We start from the raw sequence: 22,089 nt of genomic DNA on the forward strand, positions 1-22,089 counted from the left end.
TTTACCAGAGAAGACAAGAAGAAATGAGGTTTATTATGAAAGCGGGCATGAAAAAATGTATCAGTTACTTGCTGACAGCAGTATTTGTTATCTCGGCTGCAGTGACAGCGGGAGGACTGCAGAAAAAGCAGGTCCGGGCAGCGGAAAAATTTCAGATCCATTTTATAGATGTGGGCGCAGGGGATGGAGCGCTGCTTCAATATGGGGAAGGAAGCAGTGCGGAGTATGCCATGATAGACACCGGGGCTGACTATTATACAACAACAAAAGGCGAGCAGATTACCACAGAAGACTGGGCATATAATTATCTCAGGAAAAAAGGCGTCAAAAAGCTTAAATTTATCCTTCTGACCCACCCGCACAGGGATCACATCGGAGGTCTCGGAAGAATCCTTCGGGATGATGATATTGAGGTCGAAAAAATATACGGAAATAACCGGAATCTTACTTATTCAGGAGCAGACGGCAGCAATAAAGAGTTCAATAAAGAATTTTATACAGAAACATTGGAAGCCATTGATTCCTATGCAGAGAGAAACGGAAAGGGCGATGATTTTTATGAAGTTCCCCAGATGGGAAGTGTGGCGAATATCGGAACAGTACGGCTTCAGTTCTATGGCCCGGTGGATGAAACTTCATTTCAGTATGGAAGAAAAGTGAATCTGGATGTCCGTGAGATTAATAAGAGATCTATTGTATGCAAGATTACCAATGGCAGCAATACGTTTCTTATGACAGGAGATGCACAGAGACAGACGATAGATGGAATTGTGAGAAAAGGGTACAATCTGTCGGCTCAGGTGCTGAAAGTTCCTCATCACGGCATGCAGGATGTGACAGAAGACAATAAAATTGGAAAAGATTATCCGTCTGACCACAAATATTTATTTGACAAAGCAAATGCATCAATTTCCGTAGTCAGCAATGGCTATGACAATGACAATGAATCACCTCTTCCAAGGGTGTTAAATGAATTGGCGGGTTCAGATGTCTATCTGACCAGCAACCGAGGTACGGTCATTGTATCCTCTGACGGAACAAACCTGTCTGTCCAGACAGAAAAAGGGAAAAATGCACCGAGTTACGCAGGCGATTATAACCCGAAAAAGAAATCGTCACCGACGATGAAGAGCGTCATCGTATCTACCAACGGAAAAAACAAGCTGGTGCCGACGACTTACAGTGCGGCTAACAGCTATAAGCTTTATGAAAAGAAAAATGTGACGGTCAAATTTTCAGGGACGCCTCAGCCGTTTACGAAAGTAAAGAGCGTCCAGTATAAGTTTGTGAAAAAAGGCGTGGACAACCGGACAGTTCCTTACCGCAGCGGAAGCTCCGTGGCAGTAAAGAACGGATCGGTGGGAAGAATTTATGTAAAATACAATACATGGCTCGGCTCCACTGTCATCAAGCTTCCGGGATTTACGGTCGATACTTCTGCGCCGTCCAGTGCAAAGATCAAGGGCAGCAAGTCAGGCATCAAGACTTATAAGACATCTGCGAAAAACCGCTATAACAAGAAGTATAAGAAGTCCATTAAACTTACATTTTCTGCCTCCTACGGGACAAGCGGGAAATCCAAAGTCCAGTATAAGATCGTCCCCAGGGGCAAGAAAAATACAAAGTATAAATGGAAAACAGGAAACAGTGTGACGTATAAGAAAAAAAAGAAATGGGTCCGCGTTTATGTGAAGTTTACCGACAAATCAGGAAATACGACTACGAGAAAAACAAACGGATTTTATATTAAAAAATAATAGACAAATGAAAAAAGATGGTAGATAATAGGATAGAAAGAATGAATGTCGTCAGTGTAAGCTGACGGCATTTTAAATATGGAAGATTATAAAGGAGAAGTGATATGAGAAAAACAAAAGTAACAGTTCTGCTGCTTCTGATGGCACTTACCGTATCTTTGCTGGCCGGATGCGGCGGGAAGGAAGAAGAAAAAACAAAAGACGGATATGCAAAGAAATTGTACCTGTATAATTGGACAGAATATATCCCGCAGAGTGTGATGGATGGATTTGAGAAGGAATATGGCATCAAAGTTGTGGAATCCACATTTACGTCCAACGAAGAGATGCTTGCCAAGCTGACGGCCGGAGGGACCGGACAGTATGACATGACCATCGCCAGCAATTATGTGATCGATGCCATGAAAGAACAGGACCTGATCGAGCCGATCCAGATGGATCAGGTGAAAAATGTGAAGTATCTGGACAAAAGCACGCTGAACCAGCCATTTGACAAGAACAATGAATACACGATTCCATATATGACTTCATTTACAGTACTGTGTGGAAACAAAAAAAAATTAAAAGAGCTGGGTGTGGATATCAAAAGCTTTAATGATCTGACGAACCCGAAGTTGAAAAATAATATTGTGCTTGTGGATGATATCCGTGAGATCGCCGCCATGGCACTGAAAGTCAAAGGATACAGCTCCAGTACCACAAAGGAAGATGAGATTATGAGCACACTGCCGTGGCTTAAGAAGCTGGCGAAAAATGTGAAGGTCTATGATGCTGATGCACCGAAAAGCGTAATGATCTCCAATGACGTGGCAGTCGGCCTCATGTACAGTATGGATGCGGCTATGGCCATTGAGGAGAATAAAGACCTGGACGTGATCTATACAAAAGAACCCGCGCAGAAATGTCTGGACAATTTTGTGATCATCAAGGGGGCAAAGCATGCCAAAGAGGCAAGGCTGTTTATCGATTATGTTTTACGGCCTGAAAACTACAAAAAAGTTCTGGATGAGTACTATGGTGTATGTATCAATAACGGCACAAAGAAGCTGCTGGATGACCACTATCTGAAAAATCCCGGTGCAAATGTCGATCAGAAAGAGTTAAAAAGGGCAGAATATATTGATGATGTAAAGGATTCGGCGAGCATCTATGACGATCTGTATACGAAATTAAAGACAGAGTAATATATGGGAGGAATGAGTATGAAAGCGATGAAACGTCTGGATATTATCATCCGTCCGGAAAAACTGGAGAAGTTAAAAGAGATACTGGAAAAGAAAGACTATTCGGGCATGACTGTATTCACGGCAATGGGATGCGGATACCAGGAAGGCTTTATCCCTGAATTTGAGGAAATGAATTTTGAGATCAATCTGCTGCCGAAGGTTGTCGTGATGGTTGTCGTGTGGGAAGAAGACGTGGAGGATCTGCTGGGGGCGATCCATGAGGAACTGGCCACCGGACAGGTGGGAGACGGAAGGGTCTTTATATCCCCGGTGGACGATGTGATGCGCATCCGCACCGGAGAACGGGGCGCTGAAACTTTGTAGAAGGGTGGTGGAAACTTCGTTGAAAAATATCATCGTACGCTTAAGAAACATAGAAAAAATTTACGGAGGAAAATCTGTCATTGATCATCTGAATCTTAATGTGGCCCGGGGTGAATTTTTGACGCTCCTCGGTCCGTCAGGCTGCGGAAAAACGACTACGCTTCGAATGATCGGAGGTTTTGAAGATACGGACGGCGGACAAATTTTTCTGGAAGATAAAGATGTGGCGGGCAAAGCGCCGAATCACCGGGATGTGAACACGGTGTTTCAGAGCTATGCGCTGTTTCCTCACATGAACGTTTTTGACAATGTGGCTTTTGGCCTTGTGGAAAAAAAGGTGCCGAAAGCGGAGATCAAAAAACGGGTTGATGAGATGATTGAATTGGTGCAGCTTCAGGGTATGGAAAAAAGAATGCCATCTCAGATGTCAGGGGGACAGAAACAGAGAGTCGCCATCGCCAGAGCGCTGGTGAACCGGCCAAAGGTGCTTCTTCTGGATGAGCCGCTGGGAGCTCTGGATCTAAAATTGAGAAAGCAGATGCAGTTTGAACTGAAAGAACTGCAGAAAAAGCTGAAGATCACGTTCATTTACGTGACCCACGATCAGGAAGAAGCACTGACCATGAGCGACCGGATCGCGGTTATGAATGAGGGAAGGATCGAACAGCTGGGGACTCCGGTCGAGATCTACAATCACCCTAAGACAAAATTTGTAGCTGATTTTATCGGGGAGTCCAATATTTTTGAAGCCTACATTGAGGAAAAGAAGGGAAACAGGATTTCTCTCGTGATGGAGTCCGGGAAAGTGGAACTTGACGCTCCGGATTTTGAATACGATGAGATGGTCTATGTATGTGTACGGCCGGAAAATATGAAAGCGTCCATGGAACCCAGGGATGGATTTACCCTGAGAGGGACTGTGATGGAACATATTTTTGTTGGTTCCACTATAAAGACCATCATAGAACTGCCCAGCAGCCAGCTGGTCAAGATGACAAATCCTCCGGAAGATGAAGTGATCCCGGTGGGTACCAACGTATACCTTCACTGGCTTCCCCAAAAAACTGTGGTCATGCACACGCGGGAAGACCGGGTCTATGAGATTATAGAGGGGGCCGGAAATGAAAAAGAAGAGCAATAAAATTCCGTTTCTGTCAACCGTATCGCCGGCCATCATCTGGCTTATTTTGTTCCTGGTGCTGCCTCTTCTGTATATCGTTGGTATCAGTTTCATGAAAAAAGGGCTTTATGGGGGCGTGATCCAGACCTTTGATCTGACAGCCTATAAGACGATGTTTCAGTCGAAGTATATGAAGATTCTTTTAGATTCGCTGTGGCTGTCACTGAAGACTACCGGGCTCTGCCTGCTGTTCGGCTATCCGTTTGCCTATATTATTTCAAATACAAAGAAAAAATGGAAACCGTTTTGTGTCCTGCTGATCATGCTGCCCTTCTGGATCAATTCTCTGATCCGTACTTACGGATGGAACAGTATCCTGCGCGAGCAGGGGATATTAAATACACTCCTGATGCAGCTGGGGATCATAAACCAGCCGCTTCAGATGCTCTACACAGACGGGGCAGTCCTGCTGGGTATGGTGTATGCGCTGATCCCGTTTACAGTGCTGCCGCTGTATTCTTCCATTGAAAAGCTTGATCATTCCCTTTTGGAGGCGGCCAGCGATCTGGGGGCATCCAAGGTACATGTGTTCCGAAAAGTCATACTTCCTCTCACGATGCCCGGGATTTTTGCGGCATCGGTTCAGACCTTCATTCCGTCTTTGGGGTACTTCTTTATCACGGATATGATGGGAGGGGCCACCACGATGAACATTGGAAATGTGATCAAGAACCAATTCCTGACTGCGAGAAACTGGCCTCTCGGAGCGGCGCTTGCGATTGCACTCATCGCAGTGACGATCGTTATCATGAAGCTGTATACACGGGTCGGAAGTATAGAAGATATGGTATAGGAGGAATGAGCAATGAAAAAGAAAAAGATTGGATTCCGCCCTTTGGCACTGTGCTATGCATGTCTTTTCTATCTGTTTTTATATTTGCCGATCGCGGTGGTCGTTGCATTTTCCTTTAACACATCCCAGCTCAATGTGACCTTTCAGGGCTTTACATTTGAGTGGTATGGAAGGATGTTTGAAAATGTCCAGCTGATGCAGTCGTTTTTCAACACTCTGATCGTAGCGGCCGTCAGCACCCTGCTCTCCGTGATTCTTGGGACACTGTGTGCCGTGGGCATGTACCGGTTTAAATTCAGAGGACGGGAAACTGTCAGCAATCTGCTGTATATTCCTATTGTGATCCCGGAGATCGTGCTCGGTATTGCGGTGCTGGCATTTTTTACGATGGTGAAAATACAGATGAGTATGGCTACCCTGATCATTTCTCATGTGACATTTTCCATGCCTTTTGTAGTCATCACAGTGCGGTCAAGGCTTGCGGGCTTCGACCCTTCCGTGGAGGAGGCGGCAAGAGACCTCGGGGCAAATGACTGGAGAATTTTTCGCAGGGTTACGCTGCCGATGATCCTGCCGGGGGTTTTATCCGGAGCCATGCTGGCGCTTACGATGTCCCTGGATGACGTAGTAGTCAGCTTTTTCACAACCGGACCGGACAGCATGACACTTCCGATCAAGATCCTCGGAATGGTGAGAAAAGGAGTGTCGCCGGACGTAAATGCACTCTCGACGCTGATGATCCTTGGAACGGTCCTCATTATGCTGGCCGCAACATTTTTTGAGATGAGAATGGAAAAGAAAGAAGAAGCTTGACACGGAGCTTTATATGACGTACTATTTTGTTGAGAACAATTATCAAAATGGAGCGAAAGATGAGATTAACAGAGACAAATCCAGGTAATCAGTATCTGGTGGAAGAAATCCAGCTGGAACTTGCAACGAAACGCCGTCTTGAATCTCTCGGCATGACGGAAGGTTCTAAAATTAACGTGATGCGGAAGAAGCGCAACGGGGCTGTGATCATTAAGATCAGAGGGACCCGATTTGCTCTCGGAAGAGAGATTGTTATGGGGATCAAGGTCAGGGACCGTGCAGGAAAGAGGGATTTATCATGAGTGCAGAGGAATTGCAGGTCGGATTCGTGGGAAATCCGAACTGCGGAAAGACTACGTTATTTAACGCCTATACCGGGGCCAAGCTTAAAGTGGCAAACTGGCCTGGTGTCACGGTGGAAAAGAAAGAAGGGGCTTTAAAATACCACAATCACATGTACAGGCTGGTGGATCTCCCCGGCATTTACAGCCTGACATCCTATACGATGGAAGAAAAGCTTTCCAGGGAATATATTCTTCAGGATGATGTGGATGTCATCGTTGATGTGGCAGATGCATCTGCGCTGGAACGCAATCTTTATTTGACTTTATGCCTGATTGAGCTTGGAAAGCCTGTGATTCTGGCTTTAAATATGATGGATATTGTCAAGGAGCGGGGAATGGAGCTGGACCTTCACCGTCTGCCGGAGGTGCTGGGGATTCCGGTGGTGCCGGTTTCAGCCCGGAAAAAGACCGGACTGGAAGTGCTCATGCATGCGGTAGCTCATCACAAGGTGGAGGGAAATGACCGCCAGGTCTTTGACTATCCGGACAGGATCGAGGAAAAGATTACACAGATCAGGCTGCGGCTGAAGGAGAAATATCCGGATATGCCCAACAGCCGGTGGTATGCCATAAAACTTCTCGAACAGGACGAGGAAGTTACACAAAAGTACGGAACTCTCGTGAAAGGGATCGTGGACAGGTCCTACGAGAATGATATTATCAATGAAAAATATCACTTTATCGAACGGGTTATGGCTGAAGTTCTGGTCAACAAAGAAAAGAAGGAAGCGTTTACCGATAAGATCGACAATGTCCTGACGCATCCGGTCCTGGGAATTCCTATCTTTCTTGGCATTATGGCCGTGGTATTTTTCCTGACATTTACGGTCGGAGATTTCTTAAAAGGATATGTCGAGATGATGATCGACTATGTCAGCGGGTACATAATAGGCGGACTTGAAAGTCTGGGAGCGGGAGCGTGGGTGATCTCCCTCATGAAGGACGGAGTATTTGCCGGAGTGGGAGGTGTACTTTCTTTTGTACCGAATATCTTTATTCTGTTTTTGAGTCTGGGACTTCTGGAGGACAGCGGATATATGTCCAGAGTCGCATTTGTCATGGACAGCGTCATGGACAGACTGGGTCTCTCCGGAAGGGCGTTTATCCCGATGCTTCTGGGATTCGGATGCAGTGTGCCGGCAGTCATGGCATCAAGGGCTCTGGAAGATGAAAGGGACCGGAAGAGGACGATTATGCTGATCCCGTTTATGTCATGCAGCGCAAAGCTTCCTATTTACCTTGTGTTTTCCCAGCTGTTTTTTGGAAAAGCCGCCATGTTAGTGGCTTATTCCATGTATATCCTGGGGCTGGTTCTGGGGATTTTTGTGGCGTTTGTCCACAGTAAGATGCTCAAAGGCAGTGTAAAACAGCCGCTTCTGATCGAACTGCCGGAATATAAGACGCCAAATAAGCGGACGATTGCCATCTATGTGTGGAGCAAGCTGAAAGATTTCCTCTCAAAGGCGGGAACGACGATCTGTGCCGCATCCATCGTCATGTGGGTGCTGCTCAATCTGAATCATACAGGGCTGGTCAGCGACATGAGTCAGAGTTTTGGTGCTTCTTTCGGAAAATTTTTAGTGCCTCTGCTGGCCCCGGCAGGTCTTGGACTCTGGCAGATCGCAGTCATGCTGATTTCAGGGCTGGCCGCCAAGGAAGTGGTGGCATCAAGCTTTATGGTCCTGTTTCAGGTATCATCGTCTTCGGACGCAAACATTGTGCACATGCTGTCCGGAATGGGCTTCACTTCGCTGAATGCTTACTGCCTGCTGGTGTTCTGCCTTCTGTATACACCTTGTCTTGCAACCGTCATGACCATAAGAAAAGAGACAGGGTCCACCCGGTGGACGCTGGGGCTGGTCGCTTTCCAGATGGTCTTTGCGTGGGCCGTGGCTGTAATTATCTACCAGGTGGGAAGTTTTCTTATTCCATAGGAAAGTTCTGCGACCTTCTCTGTGAAATAAAAACGCTCCGCGGGTTGTGCACAGATGCGTAAGAATATCCTTTTCAATGGCTTGGAATTGTATTAAAATAAATACAAATAAGGAAGCCAGCTATGATTGGAGGCATACAACAATGATCCCCTGGTGGAGAAGGAGATCTCCGCGGTACTTTTAAACAGCATTTACGGGGAGTGGAATGGCTGAAAGAAAACAGCAGGGAGTTCACCGATCCTGTACTGATCCTTCACGGGGCCAACGACGGACTGGTCAGCGAAAAAGACTACAGAGAGTTTTTTGGAGATATCGCTCTGAGGACAAGACATTAAAGATATATGCAAAACTTTTTCATGAAATCTACAATGAAGTGGAGAAAGAAGAAGTCATCGACGACACGCTGCTGTGGATTGAAAAACATTTATAATTAATAAGATGAAAAAGATCTTTTGTTTAATGCAAAGGGTCTTTTTTTATTAATGATCTGAGCAGTTTTTTCGTTGAAAACATATGTTTGGATGTGCTATAATCTCAACAGTGAGTAAAAGGAGAGATGAGAATGAATTCCAGGGTGATTTTTCATATTGATGTCAATTCTGCCTATCTCAGCTGGGAGGCGGTCTATGGGATTTCTGTACGGAAAGATGAGGTGGATCTGAGGGAAGTACCGTCCATCATTGGCGGAGATGAGTCTAAGCGCCGCGGGATCGTACTGGCGGCCTCCATACCCGCCAAGAAAAAGGGAATACGCACAGCGGAGACTGTCCGTGAAGCATTGAACAAATGTCCGGATCTTATTATTCGTCCTCCCTGTCACGGGCTATATGAAAAGTTCTCCGAAGCTTTTTTAAAAGAGGCGCTGGAGTTTTCACCGGTTCTTGAGAAATTCAGTATCGATGAGGTGTTTTTGGATATGACCGAGACGGCGGGGCAGTACGAGAGTCCTTATGAGGCGGCCTGTCTGCTGAAAGACCGTATTTATGAAAAGCTTGGTTTTACGGTCAATATCGGCGTGGCGCCGAATAAACTGCTGGCCAAGATGGCATCCGATTTTGAGAAGCCAAATAAAGTGCATACCTTGTTTCAGGAAGAAATACCGGCAAAAATGTGGCCCCTGCCTGTGGAGAATTTGTTTTCTGTCGGTCCTGCCACAAAAAAGAAGCTTCACAACCTGGGCATTCGGACCATTGGTGAACTGGCACATATGAATCCGGAACTGTTGAGGTCCCATATAGGAAATAAGCACGGCATGCTGATCTATGAATATGCCAACGGCATTGACAGGGCTCCCGTTGAAGCCGGACAGGCGGACAGCAAGGGGTACGGCAACAGTGTTACTTTACCCTCAGATGTTGATTCTTTAGAGGAGTCGGATGTGGTTTTATTATCTTTGGCAGAGTCTGTTGCCTCCAGGCTCAGGGCGGACCGCGTTAAGACTTCATGCATCACGGTGGAGATCAAAGACTGTCATTTCCGACGGAGTTCCCATCAGAGAAAACTTTCTGTGCCCACGGATATCACTGATGAGATTGTCCAGGCGGCAAAGAAACTGTACAGAGAATGCTTTCGGGGTGTTTCTGTTCGTCTGATCGGGCTGCGGGCTACAGACATATCAAGTGTAGAATTCTCACAGATGGATCTCTTCGGTGATCAGAAAAAAGAGAAACTCCGCAGACTGGATCAGTCCATCGATGCCATCAGGAACAGGTATGGAAGAGACGCGGTGCAGCGGGCCACGTTTCTTGGCGGAAAAACAGATTAATTTATATTAAGATGGTTTTTCAGAGAAAGACAGCTGTCTGACGATAAAAGACAGCTGATTTAGAAGAAATTTCACAAAATTATTACAAAAGTATTAAAAATAATACTTGCTTCTTAGAACAAACCTTGATATACTTCGAATTGTGGGGAAAAATGCGCAAAGAATCGGAGGGAAACAGGGAATGAAGATTCTGAACTTGAAACGCATCGTATGTACACTGATGTGCTGCGTTATGTTGGGCATGCTATTTCAGGTGACAAATGTACCGGCGGCAGAGGGAGACAAAAAAGAACTTAATGTAGTTTATTATAATCAGGCGGATTATCCCGGTAAGAAAATCGGGAAGAGCACGATCAAGGCTGCAGGCTGCGGGCCGACCTGCATTGCAGTCTGTTACAGTTCACTGACGGGGAAGAAAGTCAGTGTGCCGAAGATGTGCAAAATAGCCTATAAAAAGGGCTGGTATATCAACGGACAGGGATGTGTCCATCAGGTGATTCCGGGGCTTGCAAAAGAATACGGACTGGACTGCAAAGGTCTGGGCACCGACTATCATGCTATAAAAAAGGCTTTGAAAAACGGACATCCGGTGGTTGCTCTGGTAGGCCCCGGAGATTTCACAAAAAACGGACATTTTATCGTTTTGACCAGGATGGTCGGAAAAGATAAGGTGAGGGTTGCCGATGTGGGCAGCCGTGCCAATACAGCCGAGACATGGTCGTTAAAGAAGGTCGTAAGCCAGGGGAAAGAAGGCGCGGATGCCGGTGGTCCTTTCTGGGAGATCAGCTATACAGAACCGGAAAAGCAAGTACAGGAAAAAGGAATTGACCACGGTCTGCTGAAGATAGGGAATAAAATCGATCTGAAAAAACATATAGAAAATTAGAAGTATAAAAGCAGATGCTGTTAAGAACTACGGCATCTGCTTTTTTTCTGGAACAGACAAGGTAAAGGTGATAAGATATATCTACAGGGCATACTGTATTCTACGAGTTTTTCTCCATTATCTCCAGTCGGCTCTGGAAAGGCCTCCTTCTGACAATGGAGAAAAACTATCGCAGGTGGCAACTTTGATTTCTAAGCAGCCTGCTCCAGGAGATAATATGTCCATTTTCTACACGATTGGAGTGAGGCATTCTAAGAGCCGAACGGAAATCGTGTGGAAAATGTCATACTATTTAATGTAACTTTCACATAAGATGACAAGAAAAGGAGGACATAATATGTGGTGGACGAGAGCTGAATTAAAAGAGAGGGCAAAAGAATCAATCAGGAGAAACTACTGGATTATGGTGGTGGTAGCGCTGATCGCAGGTATTATCAATGGACAAATTGGGGGAAATGTATCTTACAACAGTTTAAAAACCGAACTGAGGGATTCCGGATGGAATGGGGAAAACATGGATTTCTTTACGAGCACTCAATTTCTGATGATTGTGTCGGCAGCGATTGGAATTCTTATGATTCTTTTTATAGGATTTACGCTGCTTAAAATCTTTCTGGGCAATCCTCTTCTGGTAGGATGCAGCCGTTTCTTTTTGGAAAACAGTGACAGAAAGGCTAGATTTGGGTTGATAGGAACTGTTTTTCAGAGTGGAAACTATCTGAATGTTGTGCTGACAATGTTTCTGAGAAAGTTGTTTACAGCGCTGTGGAGTCTACTGCTGCTGATACCGGGACTTGTAAAGTCTTATTCCTATTCAATGATTCCGTATATACTGGCGGAAAATCCTTCGATTTCAAGGAGAAGAGCTTTTGAGATAAGCAGAAAGATGATGGACGGACAGAAGCTGAACGCTTTCTTTTTGGATTTATCTTTTATCGGATGGTGGATTCTCTCTAGTATTACCTGCGGGGTTTTGGATGTGTTTTATGTGATGCCTTACCGGCAGGCAACATGGGCAGAGTTTTATAAAGTTAATCGCCAACAGGCGCTTCAGAACGAGACTGCTACACCGGAAGAATTGCAGGGCTTTCCATTTTATTAATATTTCACGAAAGATAAAACAAAAAAAGTGAGAAAAACATGTCGATTTAGAGAATATAAATAGTTTTTATAATAGTTTATAAAATTTATTGTTAAAAACGTATAAAAATAATTAACAAATAATTTGTTTTGTGGTACAATTAATCCAACGACATACACTGTTACAACATACTATTTTAGGAGGTATAGACATGTCAACAAAATGGGTTTATCAATTTAACGAGGGCAATGCAGAAATGAGAAACCTCTTGGGCGGCAAAGGAGCAAACCTGGCAGAGATGACAGGACTTGGTCTTCCAATTCCTCAGGGGTTCACGGTAACGACAGAAGCATGTACCAATTACTATGACTGCGGCGAAAACATCAGTGATGAGGTACAGGGACAGATTTTCGATGCGATGAAAGCATTGGAAAATATTCAGGGGAAGGAGTTCGGAGACTTAGAAGACCCGCTGTTGGTTTCTGTACGTTCCGGGGCCAGAGTATCTATGCCTGGTATGATGGACACGATTTTGAACCTAGGTCTGAATGACGTAGCTGTGGAAGGATTTGCAAAGAAGACCGGCAACCCACGGTTTGCTTATGATTCTTACCGCAGATTTATCCAGATGTTCGCAGATGTTGTAAAAGAAGTGGACAAAGCTAAATTTGAAGCGGTCCTTGACGAGATGAAGGAAGCCAAGGGAGCGAAGTTTGATACAGATTTAACGGCAGATGACCTGAAAGAAGTCATCGTGCGATACAAAGAGATTTATAAGAGCGAGTTAGGGGAAGATTTCCCGCAGGAGCCGAAAGAACAGTTGTTGGAAGCGATCAAGGCTGTGTTCCGTTCGTGGGATAATCCTCGTGCTATCTATTACAGAAGAATGAACGACATCCCTGGAGACTGGGGTACTGCAGTAAACGTGCAGACCATGGTATTCGGAAATATGGGAGATACATCAGGAACCGGTGTAGCATTTACAAGAAATCCATCCACCGGTGAAAAACAGATCTATGGAGAATACCTCATCAATGCACAGGGAGAGGACGTGGTAGCAGGTGTGCGTACTCCGCAGCCGATCACCAGACTGAAAGAAGACCTTCCGGACTGCTATGAACAATTCATGCAGATTGCCAAAACTCTGGAAGACCATTACCGCGATATGCAGGATATGGAGTTTACCATTCAGGAAGGCAAACTTTACTTCTTACAGACCAGAAATGGAAAGAGAACTGCACCGGCAGCACTCCGTATTGCCTGTGAGCTCGTAGATGAAGGCATGATCACAAAAGAGGAAGCCGTTTCAAGGATTGAGGCAAAAGCATTGGATCAGCTCTTACATCCGCGCTTTGACCCGGAAGCCATCAAAGCTGCTGTCCCAATCGGGGAAGCACTCCCGGCATCACCAGGAGCTGCAACCGGTAAGGTTTACTTTACTGCTGAGACTGCAAAACTTCATCATGAAGCGGGAGAGAAAGTTATCCTTGTCCGCTTAGAGACATCACCGGAAGATATCGAAGGTATGCATGCGGCTGAAGGCATCCTGACAGCCCGCGGAGGCATGACATCCCATGCGGCCGTTGTTGCCCGCGGTATGGGTACAGCCTGTGTAGCAGGATGCGGTGATATTCAGTTAGACGAAGAAAAAGGACTGTTCACCCTGGGCGGAAAGACTGTCCGTGAGGGAGATTATATTTCCATCGACGGATCTACCGGTAAAGTTTACTATGGAGAGATCCGCACGATACCTGCAACCATCAGCGGAAACTTTGACCGCATTATGACATGGGCAGATGAGATCCGTACATTAAAGGTACGCACCAACGCCGACACACCGGCAGATGCACTGAACGCAGTTAAGTTCGGGGCAGAGGGAATCGGACTTTGTCGTACAGAGCATATGTTCTTTGACGCAGAGAGAATTCCGAAGATCCGCCGTATGATCTTATCAAGGACCAAAGAGGCGAGAGAGATCGCTCTGAATCAGCTGATTCCATATCAGAAGAAAGACTTCAAAGAACTGTACGAGGTTATGGAAGGAAAACCGGTTACTATCCGTTTCTTAGATCCGCCTCTGCATGAGTTCCTGCCAACCACACTGGAAGAGATTTCAGCACTGGCTAAAGACATGAATGTGACAGTAGAAGAGATCAATATGACACGTGCATCTTTGCATGAGTTTAATCCTATGATGGGACACCGCGGATGCCGTCTGGCTGTCACCTATCCGGAAATCGCCAAGATGCAGACAAGAGCCGTTATGGAAGCTGCTATCGAAGTAAAACAGGAAAAAGGATTCGACATTGTTCCTGAGATCATGATTCCTCTGGTAGGAGAGAAGAAAGAGCTCCAGTTTGTCAAGAATGTTGTTGTAGAAACAGCAGAGAAGGTAAAAGCTTATTATGAGTCAGATATCAATTATCACATTGGTACAATGATTGAAATACCTCGTGCTGCTCTTCTGGCCAATGAAATCGCAGAAGAAGCAGAGTTCTTCTCTTTCGGTACCAATGACCTGACACAGATGACCTTCGGATTCTCACGTGATGACGCAGGTAAGTTCCTGGAAGCTTACTACGACAACAAGATCTACGAGTCAGATCCGTTTGCGAAACTGGATCAGGACGGAGTCGGACAGCTGATCGCCATGGCAGCTGAAAAGGGCAGATCAACCCGTCCGGATATCAAACTTGGTATCTGCGGAGAGCACGGAGGAGATCCTGCATCCGTTGAGTTCTGTCATAAAGTTGGATTAAACTATGTATCATGCAGCCCATACCGTGTGCCGATCGCAAGACTTGCAGCAGCACAGGCGGCGCTGAACGATAAATAGAACTGAATCATCAGATAAAAATAAAAATTCCTTGAGCAAACGCTCAAGGAATTTTTTTTCGTGTCCATTGAGGACGGTCTGGATGAAGAGGACTGGGAAGGCTGGAAACATATGACCAGAGAGCTTGGAGACAAGATTCAGCTGGCAGGAGACGATCTGTTTGTAACAAATACGGAGCGTCTTAAAAAAGGTACGAAAGAAAAATGCGGAAATTCTATCCTGATTAAGCTAAACCAGATCGGGACAATATCCGAGACGCTGGAGGCTGTTAAAGTGGCACACAAGGCAGGATATACCGCTGTAGTATCCCACCGCTCGGGTGAGACGGAAGACACGACCATAGCTGACCTTGCCGTAGCATTAAATACCGGACAGATTAAAACCGGTGCGCCAAGCAGAAGTGAAAGGGTGGCAATTTTAAATGAAGAGTATCATGGAAAGCAGAAAGAACATGTCTTTTAAGGTGATTTCTTTCTGCTTTTTTGTGCATAAAACCTTGTTTTTTCGGAAAGTTTAAGCAGTAAGAACAGAACCTGGAATAAAGCAAACAAAATTAAGGAGGACAATAAAATGTCATTAATAGGTCAGGAAGTAACAGATTTTAAAGTACAGTCTTATCAGGGAAACGAATTTAAAGAGGTATCAAAGGAAGATATCCTTGGAAAATGGTCCGTGTTCTTTTTCTATCCGGCAGATTTTACATTTGTATGCCCAACTGAATTGGAAGACTTGGCGAATAAATATGAAGACTTTAAAAAAGCGGGATGTGAGATCTATTCTGTGTCATGTGATACACATTTTGTGCACAAGGCATGGCATGATGTGTCTAAGACAATTCAGAAGATCCAGTATCCGATGCTGGCAGACCCGACCGGAGTGCTCGCAAGAGATTTTGATGTGATGATCGAAGAAAGCGGACTGGCAGAGAGGGGAAGCTTCATTGTGAATCCGGAAGGCAAGATCGTGGCTTATGAAGTCATTGCCGGTAATGTCGGAAGGAATGCGGAAGAGCTTTTTAGAAGAGTACAGGCATCCCAGTTCGTAGCAGAACACGGAGATGAGGTTTGTCCTGCAAAATGGCAGCCGGGAGCAGAAACTTTAAAACCGAGTCTTGATCTGGTAGGTTTGATCTAAGCACAGATGTAAATGGAAGGTGATACTTTGAACGGAATTGATATGAGTAAACTCTATGACGGCATCATTATAGGCGGAGGCCCGGCAGGGCTTTCCGCCGCCATTTATCTCGCAAGGGCAAAATATCGTGTGCTGGTCATAGAAAAAGAAAAGATGGGCGGTCAGATCACAATCACGTCGGAGGTCGTCAATTATCCGGGGGTTCCTGAAACTGACGGTAGAAGGCTCACAGAAAATATGAGACAGCAGGCCGAGTTTTTTGGTGCGGAATTTATGATGGCAGATGTAAAGGAGCTGAATCCGGATGGAGACGTCAAAAAGGTTGTCACAGACAAGGGGAGCTTTGAGACCCTGGGGATTGTGCTGGCCACCGGTGCCAGTCCCAGAAAGATCGGGTTTGAGGGAGAAATCAAATACCAGGGACGGGGTGTTGCTTACTGCGCCACATGCGACGGAGAATTTTTTACGGGGCTGGATGTGTTTGTCTTAGGCGGAGGCTTTGCCGCGGCGGAAGAGTCTGTATTCCTTACAAAGTACGCAAAAAAAGTCACGGTCATCGTCAGGGAAGAGGACTTTACCTGTGCGGCAGCCGTAGCAGAACAGGTCAAAAACCATCCTGGGATCGAAGTACACTATCAGACCGAGATCGTAGAGGCAGGAGGCGAAAGCACCCTTCAGTATGCCGTGTTCCGAAACAATGAGACCGGGGAAACATGGAGATACGAGCCGCCGACAGGAAAAAGTTTTGGTATCTTTGTCTTTGCCGGATATGCACCGGCTACGGGGCTTTTTAAAGAATTTCTGGAACTGAATGAGGACGGTTATCTGGTGACGGATATGAACCAGAAAACAAGCAAAGACGGTATTTATGGCGCCGGGGATATCTGTGTGAAAAACTTGAGGCAGGTAGTGACTGCCGTCTCTGACGGGGCAGTGGCCGCCACCTCACTGGAAAAATATTTATCCGGAATGTACGAAAAACTGCAGCTTCCCGAGCGTGAGATATCCACACCGGAAAGAAGGAAGCCGACGGATGTGCCGAAGCAGGAATCTGCGGAAACTGGCGGATTTCTGACAGAAGAAATGAAACAGCAGCTGGTGCCGGTATTTGAGAGGCTTGAGAAAGACGTAGTGCTGAAATTTTACACGGATGACAGTCCAATTTCACGGGAAGTGGAAGAGTTTGCCGGAGAGATGAAAGACCTGTCGCCTCATATCCGATGTGAAGTGAATCCGGAAGGAGCAGAGAAGATCGAACTTCCTGCAATCTGTATCTGCAGTGGCGACGGAACGTATCTGGGCACTGCATTCCACGGAGTTCCCGGAGGACATGAATTCAATTCTTTCATTATAGCGATTTATAATGCCGCCGGTCCCGGACAGGCCATCGATGAGGGACTGCTGGACCGTATTCGGAACATCCGCAGAGAGATCAGGATTCAGACTGTCATATCTCTCTCCTGTACGATGTGCCCGGAACTGGTAATGGCCGTACAGAGGATTGCACTGGAAAATCCTAATGTCGAGGCAGATATTTATGACATGGCATATTTCCCTTATTTGAAAGACAAGTATCAGATCATGAGCGTGCCGTGCATGATCGTGAATGAAAAAGATGTGTATTTCGGAAAGAAAAGTGTGGAAGAGATCCTTGGATTCCTGGAGAATTAAGGAAAATACAAAGAGAAGGCAAAATGTACAAAAAAATAGAGATGCCAAGTTGTATTGGCATCTCTGTTATTTTACGTGTTTTTTTATGGCTTCAAAGCTCTCTTTGCTGATGACATGCTCGATCCGGCATGCATCTTCTGCCGCGGTATCTTTGTTAACTCCCAGCGCGGTAAGCCAGGATGAGAGAAGCTTGTGCCGCTCATAAATCATCTCCGCAATCTCTTTTCCGGAGTCTGTGAGATAAATGTATCCTTCCGGCGAAACGGTAATATGTCCGTTCAGGCGGAGCTTTTTCATGGCTACGCTGACACTGGATTTTTTAAACCCTAACTCTGTTGCTACATCCACAGACCGGACAACAGGGCGGGACTCGCTCAAGACTAAGATTGTTTCTAAATAATTTTCAGCAGATTCATTTAAACTCATGAATTTACCTCATTTCTAATAATATATAATTTTTATGTAAAGCATTACAAAGTATATCATATCTCATAATATACTTCAAATATTTGGCTTATTGATAAAAAGAATCAACAAGAGATATTGACTGATAACATATGTTAGAATATACTAATTACTGAAAGAAAATGATAATCAAAACCAATTAAGAAAGAAGGAGTCATGATGCCTTTAACAATGGTAAGAGAAGGGAAGGAAAATATCATCTGTAAAGTCGGCGGCAGGGGAGAAACGAAAAGATTTCTTGAAAACCTTGGATTTACTGTTGGCGGGATGGTTACTGTCGTATCTGTCATCGGTGGAAATGTCATTGTGAATGTCAAAGATTCCAGAGTGGCGATTGGCAAAGATATGGCAAATAAGATTATGGTGAACTAAAAAGGAGAGAAAATGAAGACATTAAAAGAAGTTGCCTGCGGCGAGACTGTAAAAGTTAAGAAATTGAATGGAGAAGGCCCTGTAAAACGCCGTATTATGGATATGGGAATCACAAAAGGAGTGGATGTTTTTGTAAGAAAGGTAGCCCCTTTGGGCGATCCGGTGGAAATCACGGTGCGGGGATATGAACTGTCTGTGAGAAAAGCGGATTCGGAAATGATTTTGGTGGAATAGCTTTTTCTTTTTTTGTATAGGAGTTAGTTAAAACTAATATAAATAAGCATGAACAAACAAGAGTGTATGGAAAGAAAAGAGGTAAATGCAGAATGTCAATTAAAATTGCTTTAGCTGGAAACCCTAACAGTGGTAAAACGACGCTGTTTAATGCTTTGACGGGTTCCAATCAATTTGTGGGCAACTGGCCCGGTGTTACGGTGGAAAAGAAGGAAGGGAAGCTAAAAGGCTACAAAGATGTAACGATTATGGACCTTCCGGGTATCTATTCCCTTTCCCCGTATACATTGGAAGAGGTTGTTGCCAGAAACTTTCTGATCGGGGAACGGCCGGATGCTATCTTGAATATCGTAGACGGTACCAATATCGAGAGGAACCTTTATTTGTCCACACAGCTGATGGAGCTTGGTATTCCGGTCATTATGGCAGTCAACATGATGGACGTCCTGGAGAAGAGCGGAGACCAGATACATATCAAGCAGCTGGGTGAGAAGCTGGGATGTGAAGTAGTAGAGATTTCTGCACTGAAAGGGACAGGAATCAAAAAAGCGGCTGAGAAAGCAGCAGCACTTGCAAATAACAGAAAAGCAGCTCCTCCGATACATACGTTTGATCCTCAGGTAGAAGAAGTTCTGAATTCCGTAGAATCAAAGCTGGGCAGTGAGATCCCGGCAGAACAGAAGCGCTTCTTTGCCATCAAGATGCTGGAGAAAGATGATAAGATTCAGGAACAGATGAAACTGGTTCCGGATGTTTCTGATGACATCAAGAAGATTGAAGAGGTAATGGATGATGATACAGAAAGCATTATCACCAATGAACGTTATACTTATATTTCTTCCATCATTGAACAGTGTTTTACGAGAAACCGAAAAGAAACGATGACGACGTCTGACAAGATCGACCGTATTGTCACAAACAGATTTCTTGCACTTCCGATCTTTGCAGCGGTTATGTTTGTTGTCTATTATGTTTCCGTCAGCACCATAGGAACATGGGCGACAAATTGGGTAAACGACGGAGTGTTCGGCGACGGATGGAGCCTTTTTGGACTCAGTGTGCCGGGTATTCCTTCCGTGATCGAAGCCGGACTGAACGCAGCCCGATGTGCCGGATGGCTGCAGGGACTGATCCTTGACGGTATGGTTGCCGGTGTAGGTGCGGTATTAGGGTTCGTGCCGCAGATGCTGGTGCTGTTTATTTTCCTTGCGTTTTTGGAGTCCTGTGGATATATGGCAAGAGTAGCGTTTATCATGGACCGTATTTTCCGCAAGTTTGGACTTTCCGGAAAATCCTTCATACCGATGTTAATCGGAAGCGGATGCGGAGTGCCGGGTATCATGGCATCCCGTACTATTGAAAATGACCGGGACCGTAAAATGACGATCATGACAACCACATTCATTCCGTGCGGCGCAAAGCTGCCGATTATCGCACTGATCGCCGGGGCACTGTTCCACGGTGCATGGTGGGTGGCCCCGAGTGCTTATTTTGTGGGTATCGCAGCCATTATCTGCTCTGGAATTATTTTAAAGAAAACAAACATGTTCGCAGGAGATCCGGCGCCGTTTGTCATGGAACTTCCTGCATATCATATGCCGACAGTGTCCAATGTGCTGAGAAGCATGTGGGAGCGCGGATGGTCCTTTATTAAGAAAGCCGGAACCATTATCCTGCTCTCCACCATTTTCGTATGGTTTACTACTTACTTTGGATGGGTTGACGGACAGTTCAGAATGCTCACTAAAATGGAACTTGATCACAGTATTCTTGCCGCGATCGGAAACGGCGTTGCATGGATCTTTGCTCCGCTTGGCTGGGGCAACTGGAAATCAGCTGTAGCTGCTATCACCGGATTGGTAGCAAAAGAAAATGTTGTAGGTACCTTTGGGATTCTGTTTGGTTTCGCAGAAGTGGCAGAAGACGGAGCTGAGATCTGGGGAACTCTTGCCGGAAGCATGACTGCGGCGGCAGCATATTCCTTCCTCGTATTTAACCTGCTGTGTGCACCATGCTTTGCAGCAATGGGAGCAATTAAAAGAGAGATGAATAACAAGAAATGGTTCTGGTTCGCCGTTGGATACCAGACAGCGCTTGCATATGTGGTCTCCCTTTGTGTTTACCAGATTGGAACATTGATCACCACAGGAACCTTTGGGATCGGTACAGCCGTTGCTTTCCTGCTGGTTATTGGATTTATCTATCTGCTGGTGAGGCCATACAGGGAAGGCAAGACGTTAAATGTTGATATAAAAGGAGTAACCGGTGTGAGATAATGCCGGAAACATGCGGGTCTGCACTCAATGTGCAGACCTGCATTATGAAGGAGGTTTATATGGGAACAATAGCAGTAGGTTTGGCCGTCCTTGGCATTGTCAGTTTGATAGTCAGAAGCATGGTAAAGGATAAGAAACAGGGGAAGTCGATCCAGTGCGGGAATGACTGCAAACATTGCGGTGGGCACTGCAGTCGTTGAGAAATGGAGAGTTGTTTCAGCACTACATTGAGGCTGGTTGATAAATATTAAGTTTCCCAACCACAAATATTTAAACAGTATCGCAGAACCTCAGAAATTGGTGGTTTGCAGGCGATTTGAAAGAAAAAACAGGAAATATGAAGTTGGTTGGGAAAAAACAAAGGGAACGTTGATTTTATCAGAAAAACTGGCTATAATGAAAAATAGGAATGGCTTAAAAGCGGGAGATAAACATCAACAAGAGTTGTATTGAAATCATCTTCTAAGCCGTACCGTGCGGCGTCAATCGTGATAAACATCAACAAGAGTTGTATTGAAATTCTATAAGTGTTCCATAGTGTTCTACATCAAAGCACGATAAACATCAACAAGAGTTGTATTGAAATAAACCAAAGAAAAATACCAAGGATGGGAAGAAAGGATAAACATCAACAAGAGTTGTATTGAAATTATGATCCCTTTCTGCCATGTTGGCATAAAACTACGATAAACATCAACAAGAGTTGTATTGAAATTGTGCTCTCACGCCGCTTTCGCCGCTGCGCTAATGATAAACATCAACAAGAGTTGTATTGAAATAGCAACCAACAACGCGGGTGCAGGAAAGAAAACAGGATAAACATCAACAAGAGTTGTATTGAAATGAATGTTCTTGTTTGTCTTCCGATCTTTTTCTCTTGATAAACATCAACAAGAGTTGTATTGAAATCACAGGTCCCATTGCTTGTTACAAGGGCCGTTGCTGATAAACATCAACAAGGGTTATATTGGAAGTAGGTGTGTTCTTTGATTTCTTCA

At 45.2% G+C, this 22,089-nt stretch carries 20 protein-coding genes, 1 pseudogene and 1 CRISPR repeat array; of the genes and pseudogenes, 20 read left to right on the forward strand and 1 reads right to left on the reverse strand.

What is annotated here, in order from left to right:
- Window positions 1–35: 35 nt before the first annotated feature.
- The 16 genes and pseudogenes from CI597_RS02660 to CI597_RS02735 all read left to right on the forward strand — a co-directional run bounded on the left by CI597_RS02660 (window position 36) and on the right by CI597_RS02735 (window position 17,744).
- Window positions 36–1,757: a ComEC/Rec2 family competence protein gene (locus tag CI597_RS02660; protein WP_024728289.1), complete on the forward strand. Its 1,722-nt coding sequence runs from the start codon at window positions 36–38 to the stop codon at window positions 1,755–1,757.
- A 104-nt stretch (window positions 1,758–1,861) separates the two neighbouring features.
- On the forward strand, window positions 1,862–2,941 hold the full coding sequence (locus tag CI597_RS02665) for a polyamine ABC transporter substrate-binding protein (RefSeq protein ID WP_024728288.1): 1,080 nt from the start codon (window positions 1,862–1,864) through the stop codon (window positions 2,939–2,941).
- An 18-nt stretch (window positions 2,942–2,959) separates the two neighbouring features.
- Window positions 2,960–3,307 carry a P-II family nitrogen regulator gene (locus CI597_RS02670; RefSeq protein ID WP_009288959.1) on the forward strand — a complete coding sequence of 116 codons (348 nt, stop codon included), beginning with the start codon at window positions 2,960–2,962 and terminating at the stop codon, window positions 3,305–3,307.
- A gap of 19 nt (window positions 3,308–3,326) precedes the next feature.
- Window positions 3,327–4,448 (forward strand): ABC transporter ATP-binding protein, encoded by a 1,122-nt coding sequence (locus CI597_RS02675; RefSeq protein WP_024728286.1) that lies wholly within the window; start codon window positions 3,327–3,329, stop codon window positions 4,446–4,448.
- On the forward strand, window positions 4,429–5,280 hold the full coding sequence (locus tag CI597_RS02680) for an ABC transporter permease (RefSeq protein WP_024728285.1): 852 nt from the start codon (window positions 4,429–4,431) through the stop codon (window positions 5,278–5,280). The genes CI597_RS02675 and CI597_RS02680 overlap by 20 nt, the downstream gene beginning before the upstream one ends.
- Before the next feature lie 12 nt (window positions 5,281–5,292).
- Window positions 5,293–6,093: an ABC transporter permease gene (locus tag CI597_RS02685; protein WP_024728284.1), complete on the forward strand. Its 801-nt coding sequence runs from the start codon at window positions 5,293–5,295 to the stop codon at window positions 6,091–6,093.
- A gap of 59 nt (window positions 6,094–6,152) precedes the next feature.
- The gene (locus CI597_RS02690) at window positions 6,153–6,395 is read left to right on the forward strand and encodes a FeoA family protein (RefSeq protein WP_009288955.1); all 243 of its coding nucleotides are present in this window, start codon (window positions 6,153–6,155) and stop codon (window positions 6,393–6,395) included.
- A complete protein-coding gene (gene feoB, locus CI597_RS02695) occupies window positions 6,392–8,371 on the forward strand; it encodes a ferrous iron transport protein B (protein ID WP_024728283.1) in 1,980 nt (659 codons plus the stop codon). The genes CI597_RS02690 and feoB (CI597_RS02695) overlap by 4 nt, the downstream gene beginning before the upstream one ends.
- Before the next feature lie 200 nt (window positions 8,372–8,571).
- Window positions 8,572–8,706 (forward strand): lysophospholipase, encoded by a 135-nt coding sequence (locus tag CI597_RS18330; RefSeq protein ID WP_235824529.1) that lies wholly within the window; start codon window positions 8,572–8,574, stop codon window positions 8,704–8,706.
- Between the two features lie 227 nt (window positions 8,707–8,933).
- Window positions 8,934–10,136 carry a DNA polymerase Y family protein gene (locus tag CI597_RS02705; protein WP_024728282.1) on the forward strand — a complete coding sequence of 401 codons (1,203 nt, stop codon included), beginning with the start codon at window positions 8,934–8,936 and terminating at the stop codon, window positions 10,134–10,136.
- A 181-nt stretch (window positions 10,137–10,317) separates the two neighbouring features.
- The gene (locus CI597_RS02710; protein WP_081723869.1) at window positions 10,318–11,022 is read left to right on the forward strand and encodes a C39 family peptidase; all 705 of its coding nucleotides are present in this window, start codon (window positions 10,318–10,320) and stop codon (window positions 11,020–11,022) included.
- 337 nt (window positions 11,023–11,359) lie between these two features.
- Window positions 11,360–12,124 (forward strand): DUF975 family protein, encoded by a 765-nt coding sequence (locus CI597_RS02715; protein WP_024728280.1) that lies wholly within the window; start codon window positions 11,360–11,362, stop codon window positions 12,122–12,124.
- A gap of 190 nt (window positions 12,125–12,314) precedes the next feature.
- Window positions 12,315–14,939: a pyruvate, phosphate dikinase gene (gene ppdK / locus CI597_RS02720; protein WP_024728279.1), complete on the forward strand. Its 2,625-nt coding sequence runs from the start codon at window positions 12,315–12,317 to the stop codon at window positions 14,937–14,939.
- Between the two features lie 39 nt (window positions 14,940–14,978).
- Window positions 14,979–15,401 (forward strand): annotated as a pseudogene (eno, locus tag CI597_RS02725) (phosphopyruvate hydratase); the annotation flags it as partial.
- 108 nt (window positions 15,402–15,509) lie between these two features.
- On the forward strand, window positions 15,510–16,073 hold the full coding sequence (gene ahpC / locus CI597_RS02730; protein WP_024728277.1) for an alkyl hydroperoxide reductase subunit C: 564 nt from the start codon (window positions 15,510–15,512) through the stop codon (window positions 16,071–16,073).
- 12 nt (window positions 16,074–16,085) lie between these two features.
- Window positions 16,086–17,744, forward strand: a complete 1,659-nt coding sequence (locus CI597_RS02735; protein WP_198959570.1) for an FAD-dependent oxidoreductase — start codon at window positions 16,086–16,088, stop codon at window positions 17,742–17,744.
- A 66-nt stretch (window positions 17,745–17,810) separates the two neighbouring features.
- On the opposite strand, the gene CI597_RS02740 is transcribed toward CI597_RS02735, so the two are convergent.
- Window positions 17,811–18,170, reverse strand: a complete 360-nt coding sequence (locus CI597_RS02740; protein WP_024728275.1) for a metal-dependent transcriptional regulator — start codon at window positions 18,168–18,170, stop codon at window positions 17,811–17,813.
- Window positions 18,171–18,365: 195 nt separating this feature from the next.
- Here CI597_RS02740 and CI597_RS02745 point away from each other — a divergent pair, with 195 nt between their 5' ends.
- The 4 genes from CI597_RS02745 (at window position 18,366) to CI597_RS02760 (ending at window position 21,291) form a co-directional block, all read left to right on the forward strand.
- Window positions 18,366–18,581 (forward strand): FeoA family protein, encoded by a 216-nt coding sequence (locus CI597_RS02745; RefSeq protein ID WP_024728274.1) that lies wholly within the window; start codon window positions 18,366–18,368, stop codon window positions 18,579–18,581.
- A gap of 12 nt (window positions 18,582–18,593) precedes the next feature.
- Window positions 18,594–18,815 (forward strand): FeoA family protein, encoded by a 222-nt coding sequence (locus CI597_RS02750; RefSeq protein WP_024728273.1) that lies wholly within the window; start codon window positions 18,594–18,596, stop codon window positions 18,813–18,815.
- A gap of 92 nt (window positions 18,816–18,907) precedes the next feature.
- Window positions 18,908–21,091: a ferrous iron transport protein B gene (feoB, locus tag CI597_RS02755; RefSeq protein WP_024728272.1), complete on the forward strand. Its 2,184-nt coding sequence runs from the start codon at window positions 18,908–18,910 to the stop codon at window positions 21,089–21,091.
- A gap of 59 nt (window positions 21,092–21,150) precedes the next feature.
- Window positions 21,151–21,291 carry a FeoB-associated Cys-rich membrane protein gene (locus CI597_RS02760; RefSeq protein WP_034549895.1) on the forward strand — a complete coding sequence of 47 codons (141 nt, stop codon included), beginning with the start codon at window positions 21,151–21,153 and terminating at the stop codon, window positions 21,289–21,291.
- 226 nt (window positions 21,292–21,517) lie between these two features.
- Window positions 21,518–22,065: a CRISPR direct-repeat array (repeat unit 30 nt; unit sequence GATAAACATCAACAAGAGTTGTATTGAAAT).
- The last annotated feature ends 24 nt before the right edge of the window (window positions 22,066–22,089 follow it).

It is taken from the genome of Anaerostipes hominis (ex Lee et al. 2021), from assembly GCF_002270485.1.
GTDB lineage: Bacteria > Bacillota > Clostridia > Lachnospirales > Lachnospiraceae > Anaerostipes > Anaerostipes hominis.